The 17,161-nt window shown below is 71.8% G+C and carries 18 protein-coding genes; 17 read left to right on the forward strand and 1 reads right to left on the reverse strand.

The genetic code is table 11. The annotated features are described in order from the left end of the window. Positions 1–16 precede the first annotated feature (16 nt). The 13 genes from IEZ20_RS19080 to IEZ20_RS19140 all read left to right on the forward strand — a co-directional run bounded on the left by IEZ20_RS19080 (position 17) and on the right by IEZ20_RS19140 (position 12,787). Entirely contained in the window at positions 17–388 is a 372-nt protein-coding gene (locus IEZ20_RS19080; protein ID WP_189300203.1) for an FKBP-type peptidyl-prolyl cis-trans isomerase, read from the forward strand. A gap of 148 nt (positions 389–536) precedes the next feature. Further along, positions 537–1,490: a helix-turn-helix transcriptional regulator gene (locus tag IEZ20_RS19085; protein WP_189300205.1), complete on the forward strand. Its 954-nt coding sequence runs from the start codon at positions 537–539 to the stop codon at positions 1,488–1,490. A 15-nt stretch (positions 1,491–1,505) separates the two neighbouring features. Beyond that, positions 1,506–2,510: a helix-turn-helix transcriptional regulator gene (locus tag IEZ20_RS19090; protein ID WP_189300207.1), complete on the forward strand. Its 1,005-nt coding sequence runs from the start codon at positions 1,506–1,508 to the stop codon at positions 2,508–2,510. Between the two features lie 168 nt (positions 2,511–2,678). Continuing rightward, positions 2,679–2,939 (forward strand): hypothetical protein, encoded by a 261-nt coding sequence (locus IEZ20_RS19095; protein ID WP_189300559.1) that lies wholly within the window; start codon positions 2,679–2,681, stop codon positions 2,937–2,939. Between the two features lie 42 nt (positions 2,940–2,981). Further along, positions 2,982–3,176, forward strand: a complete 195-nt coding sequence (locus tag IEZ20_RS19100; protein ID WP_189300209.1) for a hypothetical protein — start codon at positions 2,982–2,984, stop codon at positions 3,174–3,176. Between the two features lie 260 nt (positions 3,177–3,436). Next, positions 3,437–3,715, forward strand: a complete 279-nt coding sequence (tatA, locus tag IEZ20_RS19105; RefSeq protein WP_189300211.1) for a Sec-independent protein translocase subunit TatA — start codon at positions 3,437–3,439, stop codon at positions 3,713–3,715. 47 nt (positions 3,716–3,762) lie between these two features. Beyond that, positions 3,763–4,716: a twin-arginine translocase subunit TatC gene (tatC, locus tag IEZ20_RS19110; protein WP_189300213.1), complete on the forward strand. Its 954-nt coding sequence runs from the start codon at positions 3,763–3,765 to the stop codon at positions 4,714–4,716. Between the two features lie 131 nt (positions 4,717–4,847). Beyond that, positions 4,848–7,700, forward strand: a complete 2,853-nt coding sequence (locus IEZ20_RS19115) for a DEAD/DEAH box helicase (protein WP_189300215.1) — start codon at positions 4,848–4,850, stop codon at positions 7,698–7,700. 378 nt (positions 7,701–8,078) lie between these two features. Continuing rightward, positions 8,079–9,767 (forward strand): sensor histidine kinase, encoded by a 1,689-nt coding sequence (locus IEZ20_RS19120; protein WP_229896135.1) that lies wholly within the window; start codon positions 8,079–8,081, stop codon positions 9,765–9,767. After that, positions 9,764–10,168: a roadblock/LC7 domain-containing protein gene (locus IEZ20_RS19125; RefSeq protein ID WP_189300217.1), complete on the forward strand. Its 405-nt coding sequence runs from the start codon at positions 9,764–9,766 to the stop codon at positions 10,166–10,168. The genes IEZ20_RS19120 and IEZ20_RS19125 overlap by 4 nt, the downstream gene beginning before the upstream one ends. Beyond that, complete coding sequence (locus tag IEZ20_RS19130; protein WP_189300219.1) at positions 10,165–10,635, forward strand: DUF742 domain-containing protein; 471 nt, start codon at positions 10,165–10,167, stop codon at positions 10,633–10,635. The genes IEZ20_RS19125 and IEZ20_RS19130 overlap by 4 nt, the downstream gene beginning before the upstream one ends. Next, on the forward strand, positions 10,616–11,236 hold the full coding sequence (locus IEZ20_RS19135) for a GTP-binding protein (protein WP_189300221.1): 621 nt from the start codon (positions 10,616–10,618) through the stop codon (positions 11,234–11,236). Before IEZ20_RS19130 ends, IEZ20_RS19135 begins: the two co-directional genes overlap by 20 nt. A gap of 60 nt (positions 11,237–11,296) precedes the next feature. Beyond that, positions 11,297–12,787: a cytochrome P450 gene (locus IEZ20_RS19140; protein WP_189300223.1), complete on the forward strand. Its 1,491-nt coding sequence runs from the start codon at positions 11,297–11,299 to the stop codon at positions 12,785–12,787. A 7-nt stretch (positions 12,788–12,794) separates the two neighbouring features. On the opposite strand, the gene IEZ20_RS19145 is transcribed toward IEZ20_RS19140, so the two are convergent. After that, positions 12,795–13,745: an RluA family pseudouridine synthase gene (locus tag IEZ20_RS19145; protein WP_189300225.1), complete on the reverse strand. Its 951-nt coding sequence runs from the start codon at positions 13,743–13,745 to the stop codon at positions 12,795–12,797. An 88-nt stretch (positions 13,746–13,833) separates the two neighbouring features. Here IEZ20_RS19145 and IEZ20_RS19150 point away from each other — a divergent pair, with 88 nt between their 5' ends. The 4 genes from IEZ20_RS19150 (at position 13,834) to IEZ20_RS19165 (ending at position 17,157) form a co-directional block, all read left to right on the forward strand. Continuing rightward, positions 13,834–14,415: a GNAT family N-acetyltransferase gene (locus IEZ20_RS19150; RefSeq protein ID WP_189300227.1), complete on the forward strand. Its 582-nt coding sequence runs from the start codon at positions 13,834–13,836 to the stop codon at positions 14,413–14,415. Between the two features lie 131 nt (positions 14,416–14,546). Beyond that, positions 14,547–15,176, forward strand: coding sequence for a PadR family transcriptional regulator (locus IEZ20_RS19155; protein ID WP_229896136.1), 630 nt, complete (start codon positions 14,547–14,549; stop codon positions 15,174–15,176). A gap of 200 nt (positions 15,177–15,376) precedes the next feature. Next, on the forward strand, positions 15,377–16,384 hold the full coding sequence (locus tag IEZ20_RS19160) for an ATP-binding cassette domain-containing protein (RefSeq protein ID WP_189300230.1): 1,008 nt from the start codon (positions 15,377–15,379) through the stop codon (positions 16,382–16,384). Beyond that, positions 16,381–17,157 (forward strand): ABC transporter permease, encoded by a 777-nt coding sequence (locus IEZ20_RS19165; RefSeq protein ID WP_189300232.1) that lies wholly within the window; start codon positions 16,381–16,383, stop codon positions 17,155–17,157. Before IEZ20_RS19160 ends, IEZ20_RS19165 begins: the two co-directional genes overlap by 4 nt. Positions 17,158–17,161 lie beyond the last annotated feature (4 nt).

The raw sequence follows: 17,161 nt of genomic DNA on the forward strand, positions 1-17,161 counted from the left end.
ACAAGGAGCTTTTGACGTGAGCATCGAGAAGCCCGAGATCGACTTCCCGGGCGGCGAGCCTCCGGCGGACCTTGAGATCAAGGACATCTGGGAGGGCGACGGCCCGGTCGCGCAGGCCGGTCAGACCGTCACCGTCCACTACGTGGGTGTCGCCTTCAGCACCGGTGAGGAGTTCGACGCCAGCTGGAACCGCAACGCGCCGTTCCGCTTCCCGCTGGGCGCGGGCCGGGTCATCCAGGGCTGGGACCGTGGCGTGCAGGGCATGAAGGTCGGCGGCCGGCGCCAGCTGACCATCCCCGCCCACCTCGCCTACGGCGACCAGAGCCCGACCCCGGCGATCAAGCCGGGCGAGACGCTCATCTTCGTGGTGGACCTGCTCGGCGTCTGATCCACGCCCGATCGCCCGGCCGGATGCGACCGGTTCCGATCACCTGGGGCCCATGCCTGCTCGGGCATGGGCCCTCGGCTTTTGTCACGGCCCCGCGGAGCGGTACGGTCATCGGTCAGAAGCACCATAGGGAAGGCGAAGGGCGTCGATGGCCATTGCCAAGGCCGAGCGGCTGATGAACCTCGCGCTGTGTCTGCTCGGCACCCGCCGGCCGCTCAGCAAGCGCGAGCTGCGGGAGTCGATCGAGGCCTATCTGGAAGCGGGCAGCGACGACTCCTTCAACCGCATGTTCGAGCGGGACAAGGACGACCTGCGCGAGCTGGGCCTGGTCATCGCCACCGTCGAGAACATCGAGGGCGAGGTGGGCTACCTCGCCCGCCGCGACAGCAACCGGCTGCCCCCCATCACCCTGGACGCCGAGGAGGCCGCCGCCCTGGGCCTGGCCGCCAAGGTCTGGCAGCAGGCCCGGCTGGCCGGGGCCGCCAGCGGTGCCCTGCAGAAGCTGCGCGCCGCGGGCCTGCCCGAGGACGTCGACCCGTACGGGGCGCACGGCGCGCTGGAGCCGCGCATCCCGGTGCACGAGGCCGCCTTCGAGCCGCTGATGCTGGCCTGCCGCGACCGCCGGCCCGTCGTCTTCGAGTACCGCAAGGCCTCCGCCGCCCGCCCCGAGCCCCGGCACGTCGAGCCGTGGGCGCTGGAGTGCTGGCGCGGCCACTGGTACCTGGCCGGCTTCGACCGCGACCGGGGCGCCGAGCGCGTCTTCCGGCTCTCCCGGATCACCGGCAAGGTGCGTTCCCGTGGTACGGGCTTCACCGCGCCCGTGCCGGACGTCGTCACCGTGCGCGAGACCGTCGCGGGCTGGGCCGGTGAGATCGCCGACCGCTCGGCGCTGATCCGGCTGCGTTCCGGCGCCGGCTACCCCCTTCGGGCGAAGGCCACCGAGGTCCGGGAACTCGGGAACGGCTGGGACGAGTTGGAGATTCCGTACGGGCACGGCCTGGACGCCTGGCTGGTGGAGTTCGGGCCGGACGTGGTGGTGCTGGAGCCGGCCGAGCTGCGGGCCGACGTGGTGGACCGGCTGCGTGCCGTGGCCAAGGGCTGAAGGGGGAGCGGGACTGTGGCAGTCAAACCGGCCAGGACGGTCAACGCCATCGACCAGACGCGGCGGATGCTCTCCCTGGTGACCTATCTCAGAGAGCGCCCGGGCGCCCGGATCGCCGATGTCGCGCGTGCCTTCGGCATCACCGAGGACGAGCTGGTCGCCGACCTCGACCTGCTGCCCATGTGCGGCACCAGCTTCCGCGGCGGCGACCTGCTCGACATCGACACCGACGGCGAGCGCATCTGGTGGCACAACCCGGCCGCGCTCGGCGAGGAGGCGGCCGAACCGCTCCGGCTCGCCGCCGACGAGGCCACCGCGCTGCTGGTCGCCGCCCGCGCGGTCTCGACCCTGCCCGGCCTCCGGGAGGGCGACCGGCAGGCGCTGCTGCGGGCCACCGCGAAGGTGGAGGCCGCGGCCGGCGAGGCCGCGGGGGCCAGCTCCCGCCTGTCGGTGACCTTCGAGTCCGAGGGCGGTGTCTTCGCCGACGTCGACCGGGCGATCTCCGAGCGCCGCCGGCTGTGGATCCGCTACTACTCCCCGGCCCGCGACGAGGTCACCGAGCGTGAGATCGACCCCATCCGGCTGGTCAGCGTCGGCCACACCTATGTGGAGGCCTGGTGCCGCCGCTCCGAGGCCCGGCGTACCTTCCGGCTCGACCGGGTCGCCGAGATCCGCATCCTCGACGAGCCCTCGGCCCCGCCCGAGATAGAGCTGCGTGACCTCTCCGAGGCCCTGGTGCAGCCGGCCGCCGAGGACCCGGAGGTCGTGATCGAGGTCGGCCCCGGCGGCCGCTGGGTCGCCGAGTACTACCCGCACGACAGCGCCGATGAGCTTCCCGACGGCGGACTGCGTATCACTCTGCGCACCCCCGACCCGGCCTCCCTGCGCCGGCTCGCCCTGCGGCTCGGCCGCGACGGCCGGATCGTCTCGCCGCCGGAGCTGGCCGACAGCGCCCGCGGAGCGGCGGCAAAGGCACTGGCGGCGTACGACACGGCGGAGCCGGCGCACTCCGGGCGGTGAGAGCGCCCGAAAGGGCGCGGGGCCGTGCCGCATGTGCGGCTCCGCCGCGTGGGCGCGGCCGGCCACCACGGCACCGCGGACGCGCGACGGCACCACGCGGCACTCCCGGCCGCGCGCCCGGCGGACCAGAGAAGAGGAGCGAGGCCTGTGAGCGAGCGTCCGCAGGAGATGACGGTGGCGACCGCCTTCGCCGGGATGCGCAGAGCGGTCCCGGTGGTGTTCCGGGCCGGCTGCCCCGACTGCCGGGGCCGCTTCGAGCTGGCCGCGAGCGCCCTGCGCCTCGCCATCGGCGCCAGCAGCCGGACCACGTTCTACTCCTTCACCTGCCCCGACTGCGGCGCCGCGGTCCGCAAACCCGCCGGGGAGCGGATCGTCGAGCTGCTCACCGGCGGCGGCGTGCGGACCCTCAGGCTGCACTCCACGGTGTAGCCGGCTGCGCCCAGCGGCGGCGGACGGTCTAGTCTCGACGTCATGTTCTGGCCGATGTTCGCGGTAGCCGTGGGTTTCCTGGGTCTCGCCGTCCTCGGCGTGCTCGCCGTCCGGGTGTTCCTGGAGGCGCGGCGCCTGGGGCGGCAGGTGGCGGACTCCGCGCGCCGCATCAACCGGGCCGCCGAGGACCTGGAGCGGGCGGCCGTGGGCGCGGCCCGCGCCGTGGACGCCCTGTGAGCCGCGTCGAGGGGGGCCTGCGGGTCCGGCGGGGCAAGCGCTTTGCGTCACTTCGCCCTGTCATGCTGCCCTCCGGGACAGGTACGCTGCTGGTCGCGGTGCGGAGAACGAGGCCCGTACCGCGGACCGGGAGTACGCACGGGGATTGCCTCACGTTTACCCCTGAGCGTTACGATCGCTGACAGCACGACCATCGGACACATGTCCGACTGGTCGGACAGCATCCCACCCCAGCCGCCTCGGTGAGAAGGTAAAGACTTATGTTCGGAAGGCTCGGAGCTCCCGAGATCATTCTCATCCTCGTCGTCATCATCCTGCTGTTCGGCGCGAAGAAGCTTCCGGACATGGCCCGCTCGCTCGGCAAGTCCGCGCGCATCCTCAAGAGCGAGGCCAAGGCGATGAAGGAAGACGGGAACGCCTCCGCCCAGGCGCCCGCCCCCAACGAGCAGCCCCCGGCCCAGCGCACCATCCAGGCGGCCCCCGGCGACGTGACCAGCTCGCGGCCGGTCAACGAGCCGACGGACACCACCCAGCGCTGACGCAGGGCCGGAAACCCCCGGCCTGCCGCACGAGATGAGGACGTGGGTTGCTCAAGTCTGCCCGCAACAAGGAGAAGGATCCCGAGGGGCGGATGCCCCTTGCGGATCACCTTCGTGAGCTCCGCAACCGGCTCGCGAAGGCCATGCTGGCCATCGTCGTCGTGACGGTGGTCGCCGCCTTCTTCTACAACGACATCATCAACTTCCTGACCCAGCCGATCCTCGACTCGGTCGGTTGCGGGAAGAGCTTCGCGGAACTGGCCCACTCGACTGCCAAGACGCAGCCGTGTGCGCAGATCACGATCAACGGCCTGCTCGCCCCCTTCACGCTGGCGCTGCAGGTCTCGCTGATGGCCGGCGTCGTGTTCGCGTCGCCGATCTGGCTCTACCAGCTCTGGGCGTTCGTGGCCCCGGGACTGCACCGGCACGAGAAGAAGTACGCGTACGCCTTCGTCTTCACCGGCGCCCCCCTGTTCTTCGCCGGTGCCTTCTTCGCGTACAAGGTGCTGCCGACCACCGCGAAGGTGCTGCTCGGCTTCACCCCGGACGGCCGGATCGCCAACCTGCTGCCGCTCGACGACCTGCTCCAGCTGGTCACGCGCATGGTGATCGTCTTCGGTCTGTCCTTCGAGCTGCCGCTGCTGCTGATCATGCTCAACCTCACCGGGGTGCTGACCGGCAAGCGGATGATCGGCTGGTGGCGGGCCATGATCCTGGGCATCACGGTCTTCGCCGCCGTGGCCACGCCGAGCACCGACCCGCTGTCCATGCTGGCCCTGGCCGGGCCGATCTGGGTGCTGTACTTCGGCGCGTGCTGCTTCTCGCTGCTCAACGACCGTCGCAGGCGCCGCCGCGACGCAGCGGGCCCCGCCGACGACGAGGCCTCCGAGCTGGACCTCACCCCCGAGGACATCGGCGACGTCGAACCCGTCCCCGCCACCCGTGCCCTGCCCGAGCAGGCGAGCACCGACCGGGTCAACGGCTACGACGACGTGACCTGACGTGACCTGACCTGACCTGACCTGGCCTTCACCGAGCCGCCACGCGCGATGCCCCCGCACCTCACAGGTGCGGGGGCATCCGTCCTTCCGGCCCCTCGGCGCCGCCCCGCGCAGGGCCAACGATCCGGATAATGATCGTCCTGTTGTCAGTGGAGCCCGGTACGCTCGAAAGCACGATGACAGAGGACCTCTCACCGGCCGAGCGGTACGCGGCAGCCCGCAGGCGGGCAGCCGAGCAGGCCACCGCACTCGCCTCCTTCCGCGAGATGTACGACTTCGGCCTCGACCCCTTCCAGATCGAGGCCTGCAAGGCACTCGAAGCGGGGAAGGGCGTGCTGGTGGCCGCCCCCACCGGCTCGGGCAAGACGATCGTGGGCGAGTTCGCCGTCCACCTCGCCCTGCGGCAGGGCAAGAAGTGCTTCTACACGACACCCATCAAGGCGCTGTCGAACCAGAAGTACGCCGACCTGTGCCGGCGCTACGGCGCGGCGAAGGTCGGCCTGCTCACCGGCGACAACAGCGTGAACTCCGACGCCCCGGTGGTCGTGATGACCACCGAGGTGCTGCGGAACATGCTCTACGCCGGCTCGCAGACCCTCCTCGGCCTCGGCTACGTGGTCATGGACGAGGTGCACTACCTCTCCGACCGCTTCCGCGGCGCCGTCTGGGAGGAGGTGATCATCCACCTGCCCGAGTCGGTGACCCTGGTCTCGCTCTCCGCCACCGTCTCCAACGCGGAGGAGTTCGGTGACTGGCTGGACACCGTCCGCGGCGACACCGAAGTGATCGTCTCCGAGCACCGGCCCGTCCCCCTGTTCCAGCACGTGCTCGCCGGACGCCGGATGTACGACCTGTTCGAGGAGGGCGAGGGCCACAAGAAGGCCGTCAACCCCGACCTGGTCCGCCTGGCCCGCATGGAGGCGACGAGGCCGTCGTACCAGGACCGCAGGCGGGGCCGGGCGATGCGCGAGGCCGACCGGGAGCGCGAGCGCAGACAGCGCTCGCGGGTGTGGACCCCGGGCCGCCCGGAGGTCATCGAGCGCCTCGACGCCGAGGGGCTGCTCCCGGCCATCACCTTCATCTTCAGCCGGGCCGCCTGCGAGGCCGCCGTCCAGCAGTGCCTGTACGCGGGCCTCAGGCTCAACGACGAGGAGGCGCGGGACCGGGTCCGCGCCCTGGTCGAGGAGCGCACCGCCCACATCGCCACCGAGGACCTGCACGTCCTCGGGTACTACGAATGGCTGGAGGGCCTGGAGCGCGGCATCGCCGCCCACCACGCGGGCATGCTGCCGACCTTCAAGGAGGTCGTGGAGGAGCTGTTCGTGCGCGGCCTGGTCAAGGCCGTGTTCGCCACCGAGACCCTCGCGCTCGGCATCAACATGCCCGCCCGCTCGGTGGTGCTGGAGAAGCTCGTCAAGTGGAACGGCGAGCAGCACGCCGACATCACGCCCGGCGAGTACACCCAGCTGACCGGCCGCGCCGGCCGCCGCGGCATCGACGTCGAGGGCCACGCGGTGGTGCTCTGGCAGCGCGCCATGAGCCCGGAGCACCTCGCCGGCCTGGCGGGCACCCGCACCTACCCGCTGCGCTCCAGCTTCAAGCCGTCGTACAACATGGCGGTCAACCTGGTCGAGCAGTTCGGCCGGCACCGCTCGCGCGAGCTGCTGGAGACCTCCTTCGCGCAGTTCCAGGCCGACAAGTCGGTCGTCGGCATCTCCCGCCAGGTGCAGCGCAACGAGGAGGGGCTGGCCGGCTACAAGGCCTCCATGACCTGCCACCTCGGCGACTTCGAGGAGTACGCGCGGCTGCGCCGGGAGCTGAAGGACCGGGAGACCGAGCTGGCCCGGCAGGGCGCCAACCAGCGCCGCGCCGAGGCCGCCGGCGCCCTGGAGAAGCTCAAGCCCGGCGACGTCATCCACGTCCCCACCGGCAAGTACGCGGGCCTCGCCCTGGTGCTGGACCCGGGCCTGCCCGCCGGCCGGTCCAACGGCCACCGCGGCTTCGACCACCAGGACGGGCCGCGCCCGCTGGTGCTGACCGCCGAACGGCAGGTCAAGCGGCTGGCGTCGATGGACTTCCCCGTGCCGGTCGAGCCGCTGGACCGGATGCGGATCCCGAAGTCCTTCAACCCGCGCTCGCCGCAGTCCCGCCGGGACCTCGCCTCGGCGCTGCGCACCAAGGCCGGGCACATCCCGCCGGAGCGGGCACGCAAGAAGCGGTCCCAGGCCGCCGACGACCGCGAGATCGCCCGGCTGCGCACCGCGATCCGGGCCCACCCGTGCCACGGCTGCAACGACCGTGAGGACCACGCCCGCTGGGCCGAGCGCTACCACCGGCTGCTGCGCGACACCTCGCAGCTGGAGCGGCGCATCGAGGGCCGTACCAACACCATCGCGCGGACCTTCGACCGGATCGTGGCCCTGCTGACCGAGCTGGACTACCTGCGCGGGGACGAGGTCACCGAGCACGGCAAGCGGCTCGCGCGGCTGTACGGCGAACTGGACCTGCTGGCCAGCGAGTGCCTGCGCGAGCGGGTCTGGGAGGGGCTCTCCCCGGCCGAACTGGCGGCGTGCGTCTCGGCCCTGGTGTACGAGGCACGGGTCGGCGACGACGCGCTGGCGCCCAAGCTGCCCTCCGGCAAGGCCAAGGCCGCGCTCGGCGAGATGGTCCGCATCTGGGGCCGGCTCGACGGGCTGGAGGAGGAGTTCCGGATCAACCAGACCGAGGGTGTCGGGCAGCGGGAGCCGGATCTCGGGTTCGCCTGGGCCGCGTACATGTGGGCGTCCGGCACGGGACTCGACGAGGTGCTGCGCGAGGCGGAGATGCCGGCCGGTGACTTCGTGCGCTGGTGCAAGCAGGTCATCGACGTGCTGGGGCAGATCTCGGCGGCGGCCCCCGCGGAGGGCTCGACCGTGGCCAAGGCCGCACGCAAGGCGGTCGACCAGTTGCTGCGGGGCGTCGTCGCCTACTCGTCGGTGGGGTGACCTGACGTTCGGCACGTGACCGCGGATGGCGGTCACGGCGAAGGGAACGGCGACCGAGGGCGCAGGGATGCGGCCTCGGTCGCTTTTTCACTCTTCACGGTGAGTGGCTTTCGTACGCCCGTTCGCCGTTACGCATGGTGTGCGAGTGGGAGCGCACCGTGCAAAAGGAGTTGAGGCTACTCCTCCTTCGGGGGCGATTTCAGGTGCTTGCCGAATATGACACGGCGATGATCCGGTCGGACTAAGCTCGCCCGCGGCGCACCGAGTTGAGGCAATTCGCGCGCCTGTTCCCAAACATGCAGAAGATCCCGACAGTTACCTGAACCTTCCCCCCGAAAGCCCCCCCGACACCCAGCCGATTCGTCCCAGAAGGCATCCATGGTGAGTGTTCAGAAGCCTCCCGGTCGCCGTGAACGGCCCTATGCGCGTGTGCTGTTGCCGCCGGCCATAGTGATGGCCGCGGCGGCCGGAACCGCCGTCGCCCTGGTACCGCCTTCGGCCCGGCTCGCCGTCGGCGTGTGCGGAGCGCTGGCGGTACTGCTGGTCCTCGGCACGGCCGGGGAGGCCGCCCGCCGCGGCCGTCTGCTGCGCGAGGCGAAGGCCGAACACGCCCGTCACGCCGCGACGCTGGAACAGCGGATCGCCGCGCACAACGCGCTGATGGAGCGCCTCGCCACCGAGATCCTGCCCAACGGCTTCTACCGGCTGCGCCGCGGCCAGGTGCTGCGCAACGCCGTACGCGACGTCTTCGACGCCGACCCCTCCCTGCGCGGCCTGCCCGAGGGCTACCGCGAACTGGTGCGCATCGCGCTGCGCGGTGCCGACCAGGAGATCTCGATGCGCGACGCCACCGAGCGCTCCTTCGTGAGCGTCGCCCGCCGCGTCCAGGCCATCGTCCACCAGCAGGCCCAGGAACTCCGCGAGATGGAGGAGGACCACGGCCGCAACCCGGAGGTCTTCGACGACCTGCTGCGCATCGACCACGGCACCTCGCTGATCGGCCGGCTCGCCGACACCATCTCCGTCCTCGGCGGCGGGCGGCCCGGCCGCCAGTGGCCCCAGCCGGTCTCCCTCTACAGCGTGCTGCGCGGCGCGATGTCGCGCATCCTGGAGTACCGCCGCATCAACCTCGCCTCGATCGTCAACATCAACATCAAGGGCACCTCGGTCGAGCCGATCATCCACGCCGCCGCCGAACTCCTCGACAACGCCACCCGTTACTCGCCGCCCACGACCAAGGTGCACGTCACCGCCGTCGAGGTGCAGTCGGGCGTCGTCATCGAGATCGAGGACTGCGGGGTCAGCCTCAGCGAGGAGTCCCGCGCCCGCATCGAGCAGATGATCGAGGACGCCAAGAACGGCGAGGACGCGCACAACCTCGGCGAGAACCCGCGCCTCGGCCTCGCCGTCGTCGGCCGCCTGTGCAAGCGGTTCGACATGGAGGTCTCGCTGCGCGCCTCCGCGTACGGCGGTGTCCGCGCCATCCTCGTCGTCCCGCGCGTCATGACGACCACCGAGCCCGGGGTCGGCGCCGTGCAGGCCCACGGCATCGGTGCCGCCGCCGCCCAGATCCCGACGGCGGACGCCGTCGAGGGCCCCAAGCGCCCGGCGAAGAAGCGCCGCCCCACCAGCCCCAAGATCCCCGCCGGCGTCTCGCTGGAGGACGACATCCCCGAGGTCACCGAATGGACCGCGGGCGGCCTGCCGCAGCGCCGCAGCCGGATGAAGACCCCGCTCAGCCAGCGGTACGCCGAGAAGGCCGCCATCGAACGCGCCGAACGCGAGGGCCGGCCGTCCGTCTGGGCCCAGAGGAAGCCGGAACCGGAACCCGAGCCCGAGATGGACCCCGAGATCAAGAAGCTCAGGGAACGGCCGCCGGGCATGTGGATGGAGGACTTCTGGAACGGCCTGCGCAAGGGCATGCCCCCGGACACCCCCACCCACGAACTGACCGACTTCACGCTCCACCCCACCAAGTACCTGCATCTGCTCAACGATTCGGCCGACTCCGCCGAAGGCGTCACCGAGGGCGCCACCGAGGCCGACGACGAGGGGGACCTCAAGTGATCCAGCAGCGAGGCAACCTGGACTGGATGCTCAAGCAGCTGAACGACGGCGTGCCGGGCATCGAGATGATCGTGGTCCTCTCCGCCGACGGACTGCGCATCGCCCGCTACGGCGGCGACCCCGACGCCGCCGACCGGGTGGCCGCCGCCTGCGCCGGCGTACAGAGCCTGGCCAGCGCCATCATCCAGGAGCTGCCCGGCGCCGGCGACATGAAGACGGTCGTCTTCGAGATCGAGGGCGGCTACTTCTACCTGATGAACGCCGGCCCCGGCGCCTACCTCGCCGTGCTGTCGGACGTGACCTGCGAACCGGGGCGGATGAGCGGCATGATGCGCGACCTCGTCGTCCGGATCGGCGGCCATCTCACCAGTCCGCCCCGGCGGAACGGGCAGACCGTATGACCCCTCCACGACGCACGCGGCGCCGGCCGCAGCCTTTGCCGGCCCCTCCGGCACCGCAGCCCGCGCAGCCGTACGAGCTGCCGCAGCCCCCGTCACCGGAGGCGGCGGAGACCACGGAGGCGGCGGCCGGCCGGGGACCGGGCAGCATCCCGGAACGGCTGTACTCCGTCACCGGATCCGGCGAGGGCGGCCGCGCCGAACTCGATCTGGTGACCCTGATCATGGCGCGCTGCGCGCCCCCGGTCTCCGCCACCCCGGAGCAGGCGGCGGTGCTCCGGCTCTGCCAGGCCCCGCTCTCCGTGGCGGAGCTGTCGGCCTACCTCCGACTGCCGTTCAGCACGATGACCGTCCTGCTCACCGAGCTGATCACGGCCGAACTGGTGCAGGCGCACGCCCCCGTCGTCCGCCAGGCGCTCCCCGACCGTTCACTCCTCGAAGCGGTGATGCATGGACTTCAACGGCTCTGACACCCTCCCCGGACCACGCACCGAGGACCACCTGCCGCACACGGCGCAGGCCGCGGTGAAGATCGTGATCGTGGGCGGCTTCGGCGTCGGCAAGACCACCATGGTCGGTTCGGTCAGCGAGATCAGACCGCTGACCACCGAGGAGACCATGACCCAGGCCGGTATCGGCGTCGACGACAACTACGGCTCCGACTCCAAGACGGCCACCACCGTGGCCATGGACTTCGGCCGCATCAGCATCACCGAGAAACTGGTGCTCTACCTCTTCGGCACCCCCGGCCAGGAGCGCTTCTGGTTCCTGTGGAACGGCCTGTTCGAAGGCGCGCTCGGCGCGGTCGTCCTGGTCGACACCCGGCGCCTGGAGGTCAGCTTCGACGTCATGGGCCGGCTGGAGGAGGGCGGCGTGCCCTTCGTCGTCGCCGTCAACACCTTCCCCGACGCCCCCCGTTACCCCGTCGAGGAACTGCGCACCGCGCTCGACCTGGGCCCGGAGATCCCGATCATCGAGTGCGATGTGCGCCGCCGGGCCTCCAGCAAGGACGTGCTGATGACCCTGATGCGCTTCCTGCACTCGATCGCCATGTCCCGCGCCCTCACCTGACCGGCAGCCCCCCGACACCCCGCCCCTCCTTTTCCGTTTTCCCGTTCCGGAGCGACCACTGTGACGCCTGAATCCCCCTCACCGACCGGCACACACGACACCCTCTCCGGTCCGCCGCCGGGCTGCCCCGCGCACGGCCTCGGCACCGCCGGACCGCGCCGGCTCTACGGCCCCGACACGGAGGACCTCGGTGACCTCTACGAGCGCCTGCGCGAGGAGCACGGCCCCGTCGCGCCCGTGCTGCTGCACGACGACGTACCGATGTGGGTGGTCCTCGGCCACGCCGAGAACCTCCAGCTGGTGCGCCAGGCCTCCCAGTTCACCCGCGACAGCCGGATCTGGTCCCCGCTGCTCGACGGCAGGGTCAAGCCCGACCACCCGCTCATGCCCCACATCGCCTGGCAGCCCATCTGCTCCCACGCCGAGGGCGAGGAGCACAAGCGGCTGCGGGGCGCCGTCACCGCGGCCATGGAGACCATCGACCACCGCAGTGTGCGCCGCCACATCGGGCGCTACACCCAGATCCTGGTCAACGGCTTCTGCGAGCGCGGCCGGGCCGAGCTGGTGTCCCAGTTCGCCGAGCACCTGCCGATGGCCGTGATGTGCGAGATCCTCGGCATGTCCGAGGAGTACAACGACCGCATGGTGCAGGCCGCCCGGGACGCCCTCAAGGGCACCGAGACCGCCATCCAGAGCCACACCTACGTCATGGACGCGCTGAGCCGGCTCACCACCCGGCGGCGTGCCCGCCCCGAGGACGACTTCACCAGCCACCTCATCACCCACCCGGCCCGGCTCACCGACGACGAGGTCCGCGAACACCTGCGGGTCGTCCTCTTCGCGGCCTACGAGGCCACCGCCAACCTCCTCGCCAACGCCCTGCGCATGGTCCTCACCGAGCCGGGCTTCCGTGCCCAGCTCAACGGCGGGCAGATGACGGTGCCGGAGGCGATCGAGCAGTCCCTGTGGGACGAACCTCCGTTCAGCACCGTCTTCGGCTACTACGCCAAGCAGGACACCGAGCTGGGCGGACAGCAGATCCGCAAGGGCGACGGGCTGCTCTTCGCGCCCGCGCCGGGCAACGTCGACCCGCGGGTACGGCCCGACCTGTCCGCGAGCATGCAGGGCAACCGCGCGCACCTCGCCTTCGGCGGCGGCCCGCACGAGTGCCCCGGCCAGGACATCGGCCGCGCCATCGCGGACGTCGGCGTCGACGCGCTGCTCACGCGGCTGTCCGACATCCAGCTCGACTGCGCCGAGGAGGACCTGCACTGGCGGCAGTCCATCGCCTCCCGGCACCTGGTGGCGCTGCCGGTGCGCTTCGAACCCAAGCCGCAGCAGGACGTCGACCTGCCCCCGCAGGCCATGCCCCTGCCACAGCAGCGCTCCCACTGGCAGATCGGCACCCTCAGCACCGACCCCGCACCCCCCGCCGACCCCCGTCCCGCCCCCCGTCCCGCTCCCACCCCGGCCCCGCCCCCCGCGGCCCCGGAGCCCCTCCGCCCCCGGGGCCTGTGGCGCCGACTGCTGGTCTGGTGGCGCGGGGAGTGAGGACGGGCTAGCCGCCCGCGGCCCACGCGTCGTACGACGTCCACGCCCGCAGGCCGCGGCGGCTGGCGAACGTGTGGGCCGTACCGGTGACCGGGTCGGTGAACTCCAGGGAACGGGCGAGGAGTTGCAGGGGGCGCCGGAAGTCGCCGGGCGGTACCGGGGGAGTGACCTCCGGGTACAGCGGGTCGCCGAGGATGGGGACGCCCAGCGTGTTCAGGTGGACCCGGAGCTGGTGGGTCTGGCCGGTCGCCGGGAGGAGGCGGTAGCGGGCCAGGCCTTCCCGGTGCCCGGTCAGTTCCACCCGGGTCTCGGCGTTCGGTTCGCCCTCGACCTCCCGGGCGGCCTGCACCCCGCGCTCCTTCACGATCCTGTTGCGCACGGTCCGGGGAAGGACGAGCGCGGGATCGTACGGCGCCACGGCCTCGTACTCCTTGCGTACCTGCCGGTCCCGGAACAGCCTCTGGTAGGCGCCGCGTTCCTCCGGCCGGACCGTGAACAGCACCAGTCCGGCGGTGAGCCGGTCCAGCCGGTGGGCCGCCGTCAGCGTCGGGATACCCAGCTCGCGCCGGAGCCGGGCCAGCGCGGTCTCGGCGACATGCATGCCGCGCGGGGTCGTGGCCAGGAAGTGCGGCTTGTCGGCCACCACGATGTGCTCGTCCCGGTACACCACCTCCACCGGGAACGGCACCGGCACCTCGGCGGGCAGGTCCCGGTGGAACCACACGAACATCCCCGGCCGGTACGGCGCGTCCGGTGCCACGGCCCGCCCGTCGGCCCCGACCACCAGCCCCGCGGCGAACATCGACTCGACCGTCCCGGGCCCGGCTCCCGTGAGCCGCTCCACGAGGTGCTCCCGGACGGTGGCCCAGGCCCCGTCCGCCGGCAGCCGCACCCGTACGGGGTCGACTCCCTCGCGCTGGGGGAGCGGGGCGGGCGGGGGCGGCGTACGGCGTCTCATCGGGGTCAAGGGTACGGGGCCGCGGTCACCCGGGCGGCGGACGAAAACGGGTGGGCCGCGGGCCACCGCACTCGGCAGGATGTCGGCCATGCCGTATCTCACCAGCCCGGTCCTGACGCCCGGCGCCCTCGCCCGTACGCCCCAGCCCGCCGTGCACGCCGACGACGACCTGCTCCTGCGCCCCTGGCGGCCCGGGGACGCGCCCGCCGTGCACGCCGCCTTCCAGGACCCGGTGCTGCGGCAGTGGCACATAAGGTCCTGTGACTCCGCCGAGGAGGCCGCCGGCTGGATCGCGCAGTGGGAACAGGGCTGGGCCGACGAACGCGAGGCGCAGTGGGCCGTCGTGGACAGCGCCTCGGACGCGTTGCTGGGCCGGGTCGCGCTGCGTCAGATCCTGCTCGGGGACGGTGTCGCCGAGGTGGCGTACTGGACGGTGGCGCGGGCCCGCGGCCGGGGCGTCGCCGCGCGCGCCACGGCGGCCCTCGCCCACTGGGCCTTCGAGGAGGTCGGCTTCCACCGCCTGGAACTCACGCACGCCACCGCCAACGAGGCCTCCTGCCGGGTCGCCGGCAAGGCCGGTTTCGCGCTGGAGGGCACCAAGCGCAGCGCCCTCAACCACCAGGACGGCTGGCACGACATGCACCTGCACGCGCGGGTCCGGGGCGACTGAGCCGGCCCGCCCGCCGACGTGACCCCGCTCCCTCGCCCCGTCCGGCCACACGCGATACATCGTGAGTGTTGCTCTCGCGACTCCCGACGCGATATGTTCGGTCACGGATATTCGGAAGCGGGGTGACCGTCGTGGCCGTGAAGCGTCGCAAGCTCGGCAATCCTCTGGCGCTCGCGGTGATGGCGACCCTGTGGCAGAAGCCCATGCACCCGTACGAGATCGCCCAGACCCTGCGCCGCCAGGGCAAGGACACCAGCACGAAGATCAACTACGGGTCGCTCTACACGGTCGTGCAGAACCTCGAGAAGCACGGCTTCGTCGAGGTGACCGGCGTGGAGCAGCAGGGCAACCGCCCCGAGCGCACGGTGTACGGACTCACCGGCACCGGACGCGAGGAGCTGACCGAGTGGCTGTCGGACCTGATGGCCGTCCCGGTCAAGGAGTACCCGATCTTCGAGACCGCCCTGTCCGTCATGGGGGTCCTGCACCCGGACGACGCCGTCCGGCTGCTGGAGGAGCGGCTGAGCACCCTCAAGGTGCAGCTGGCCGGCGGGCGCGGCGCGCTGGAGAAGCTCCGCGAGACGCTACCGCGGCTCTTCCTCGTGGAGACGGAGTACCAGCTGCACATGCTCCAAGCGCAGGCCGCGTGGGTCCGCGGCTTCCTCGAGGAGATCAGGGAAGGCACGCTGCCCGGGGTCGACCTCTGGCGGCGGTACCACGACACCGGGGAGCTGCCGGAGGAATTCACCGGACCCCTGTGACGAGAACGACCCCGGCACGGCTGTTGCAGCAGCCCCGCCGGGGTCTCGAACCCCGAATCGGATCCGCCGTGCGGCGGCTCCGGGCGATCGAGGTGCGGCACACCCAGGATAGCCCGGCGCTCTTCACGCGGATCTTCCACCGTCCGCCCACCCGGGCCGACGGACGATCCGTCATCGGCTCATTCAGGAGAGCAGTCGTCATGAACACCCGTGCACCCGCGGTGCAGGCGCGCCGGCTCGTCAAGACCTATCCCGGCGGCGTCACCGCCCTCGACGGGATGGACATCACCGTGACACCCGGCACCGTCTTCGGACTCCTCGGCCCCAACGGCGCCGGCAAGTCCACCACCGTCAAGATCCTCACCACCCTGGCCCTCCCCGACTCCGGCACCGCCACCGTCGCCGGGCACGACGTGCTGCGCCACCCCGACCGGGTGCGCCGCGCGATCGGCGTGGTCGCCCAGCACTCCGGCGCCGACCCGGTCGCGACCGGACGGGAGAACCTGCAACTCCAGGGCCGCCTCTACGGACTGGGCGGCGCCGCGCTGAACCGGCGGGTGGACGAACTGCTGGAGCGGTTCACGCTCGCCGAGGCCGCCCGCCGGCAGGTCAAGGGCTACTCGGGCGGCATGCGGCGCCGCCTGGACGTGGCTCTCGGACTGGTGCACCGGCCCGAGGTGCTCTTCCTCGACGAGCCGACCACCGGCCTCGACCCGGAGGCGCGCACCGCGATGTGGGAGGAGATCGGCAGGCTGGCCGGGGAGGAGGGGCTGACGATCCTGCTCACCACGCACTACCTGGAGGAGGCCGACCGGCTCGCCGAGCGCGTCGCGATCGTCGACCGCGGCCGGGTCGTGGTGGAGGGCACACCGGACGCCCTCAAGGGCGAACTGCGCGGCGACGCCGTCCACCTGGAGCTGGGCGAGCCGGTCGGCGAGGCCGGCCGCACACTGCTCACCGCTGCCCTGACCGCGCTGCCCGGGGTGCACGAGGCGTGGTGCGAGGGACGCCGGATCAGCGTCCGCGCCGACGACGGGGCCGCCACGGTGCCCGCGCTGCTCACGGCGCTGGACCGGGCCGGGGTGACCGTCGCCTCGGCCACCGTCGCCCGGCCCTCGCTGGACGACGTCTACCTCCGCCACGCGGGCCGCCGGTACGCGGAAGCCGAGGCCGGGACCGCGGGCGTGCTCGCCGGAGGTGTGCGATGAGCGCGGCCCTCACCCAGACCTGGTACATGGCGCAGCGTCAGCTGCGGGTGTTCGCCCGGCAGCCCGCCTACGCGGTCATCACCCTGGTCCAGCCGGTGATCTGGCTGTTCCTGTTCGGCAGCCTCTTCAGGAAGGTCGTCGAGCTGGGTGGCTTCGGCACCACCTCGTACCTGGACTATCTCGTGCCGGGCGTGGTGGTGATGAGCGCCCTGGGCTCCAACATGTGGGCCGGCATGGGCACCCTGGAGGAGATCCAGCGCGGCACCCTCGACCGCTTCCTGTCCACCCCGGTCAGCCGGGCCGCGCTGATGAACGGAAACGTCGTCAACAACGGCCTGGTCACGGCGTTCCAGTCGGTGGTCATCGTGCTGCTCGGGCTGCTCGGCGGTGCGGACTACCCCGGCGGCGTCGGCGGCATCGCGGTCCTCGTGCTGGCCGCCGTCCTGCTCGGCACGGTCTTCGGGGCGCTGTCCAACGCGCTCGGCATGCTGGTGCGCGAACGGGAGTCGATCATCGGGATCAACACCTTTCTGCTGCTGCCGCTGACCTTCCTCTCCAGTGCCTTCATGGCCCCGTCGCAGATGCCCGGCTGGATGCGGCACATCGCCGCCTTCAACCCGCTGGACTGGGCGATGGTCGCGGGCCGTTCGGCGATGTCCGGGCACCCCGACGGGGGTGACGTCCTCGGTCGCGGCGGCGCGCTGTTCGCCCTGGCGTTCGCGGCGGTGTGGCTGTCCGTGCGTACCTTCCGCTCGTACCAGCGGTCGGTGTGACCCC

The organism is Streptomyces cinerochromogenes (assembly GCF_014648635.1).
Classification (GTDB): Bacteria; Actinomycetota; Actinomycetes; order Streptomycetales; family Streptomycetaceae; genus Streptomyces; species Streptomyces cinerochromogenes.

What these genes read in the sequence shown, in the direction of transcription:
- tatA (WP_189300211.1), top strand. Translation starts at nt 3,437, where the DNA reads ATGTTCGGAAGGCTCGGAGCTCCCGAGATCATTCTCATCCTCGTCGTC.
- IEZ20_RS19165 (WP_189300232.1), top strand. Translation starts at nt 16,381, where the DNA reads ATGAGCGCGGCCCTCACCCAGACCTGGTACATGGCGCAGCGTCAGCTG.
- IEZ20_RS19160 (WP_189300230.1), top strand. Translation starts at nt 15,377, where the DNA reads ATGAACACCCGTGCACCCGCGGTGCAGGCGCGCCGGCTCGTCAAGACC.
- IEZ20_RS19145 (WP_189300225.1), bottom strand. Translation starts at nt 13,745, where the DNA reads ATGAGACGCCGTACGCCGCCCCCGCCCGCCCCGCTCCCCCAGCGCGAG.
- IEZ20_RS19130 (WP_189300219.1), top strand. Translation starts at nt 10,165, where the DNA reads ATGACCCCTCCACGACGCACGCGGCGCCGGCCGCAGCCTTTGCCGGCC.
- IEZ20_RS19085 (WP_189300205.1), top strand. Translation starts at nt 537, where the DNA reads ATGGCCATTGCCAAGGCCGAGCGGCTGATGAACCTCGCGCTGTGTCTG.
- IEZ20_RS19115 (WP_189300215.1), top strand. Translation starts at nt 4,848, where the DNA reads ATGATCGTCCTGTTGTCAGTGGAGCCCGGTACGCTCGAAAGCACGATG.
- IEZ20_RS19095 (WP_189300559.1), top strand. Translation starts at nt 2,679, where the DNA reads ATGACGGTGGCGACCGCCTTCGCCGGGATGCGCAGAGCGGTCCCGGTG.
- IEZ20_RS19100 (WP_189300209.1), top strand. Translation starts at nt 2,982, where the DNA reads ATGTTCTGGCCGATGTTCGCGGTAGCCGTGGGTTTCCTGGGTCTCGCC.
- IEZ20_RS19150 (WP_189300227.1), top strand. Translation starts at nt 13,834, where the DNA reads ATGCCGTATCTCACCAGCCCGGTCCTGACGCCCGGCGCCCTCGCCCGT.
- IEZ20_RS19135 (WP_189300221.1), top strand. Translation starts at nt 10,616, where the DNA reads ATGGACTTCAACGGCTCTGACACCCTCCCCGGACCACGCACCGAGGAC.
- IEZ20_RS19120 (WP_229896135.1), top strand. Translation starts at nt 8,079, where the DNA reads ATGGTGAGTGTTCAGAAGCCTCCCGGTCGCCGTGAACGGCCCTATGCG.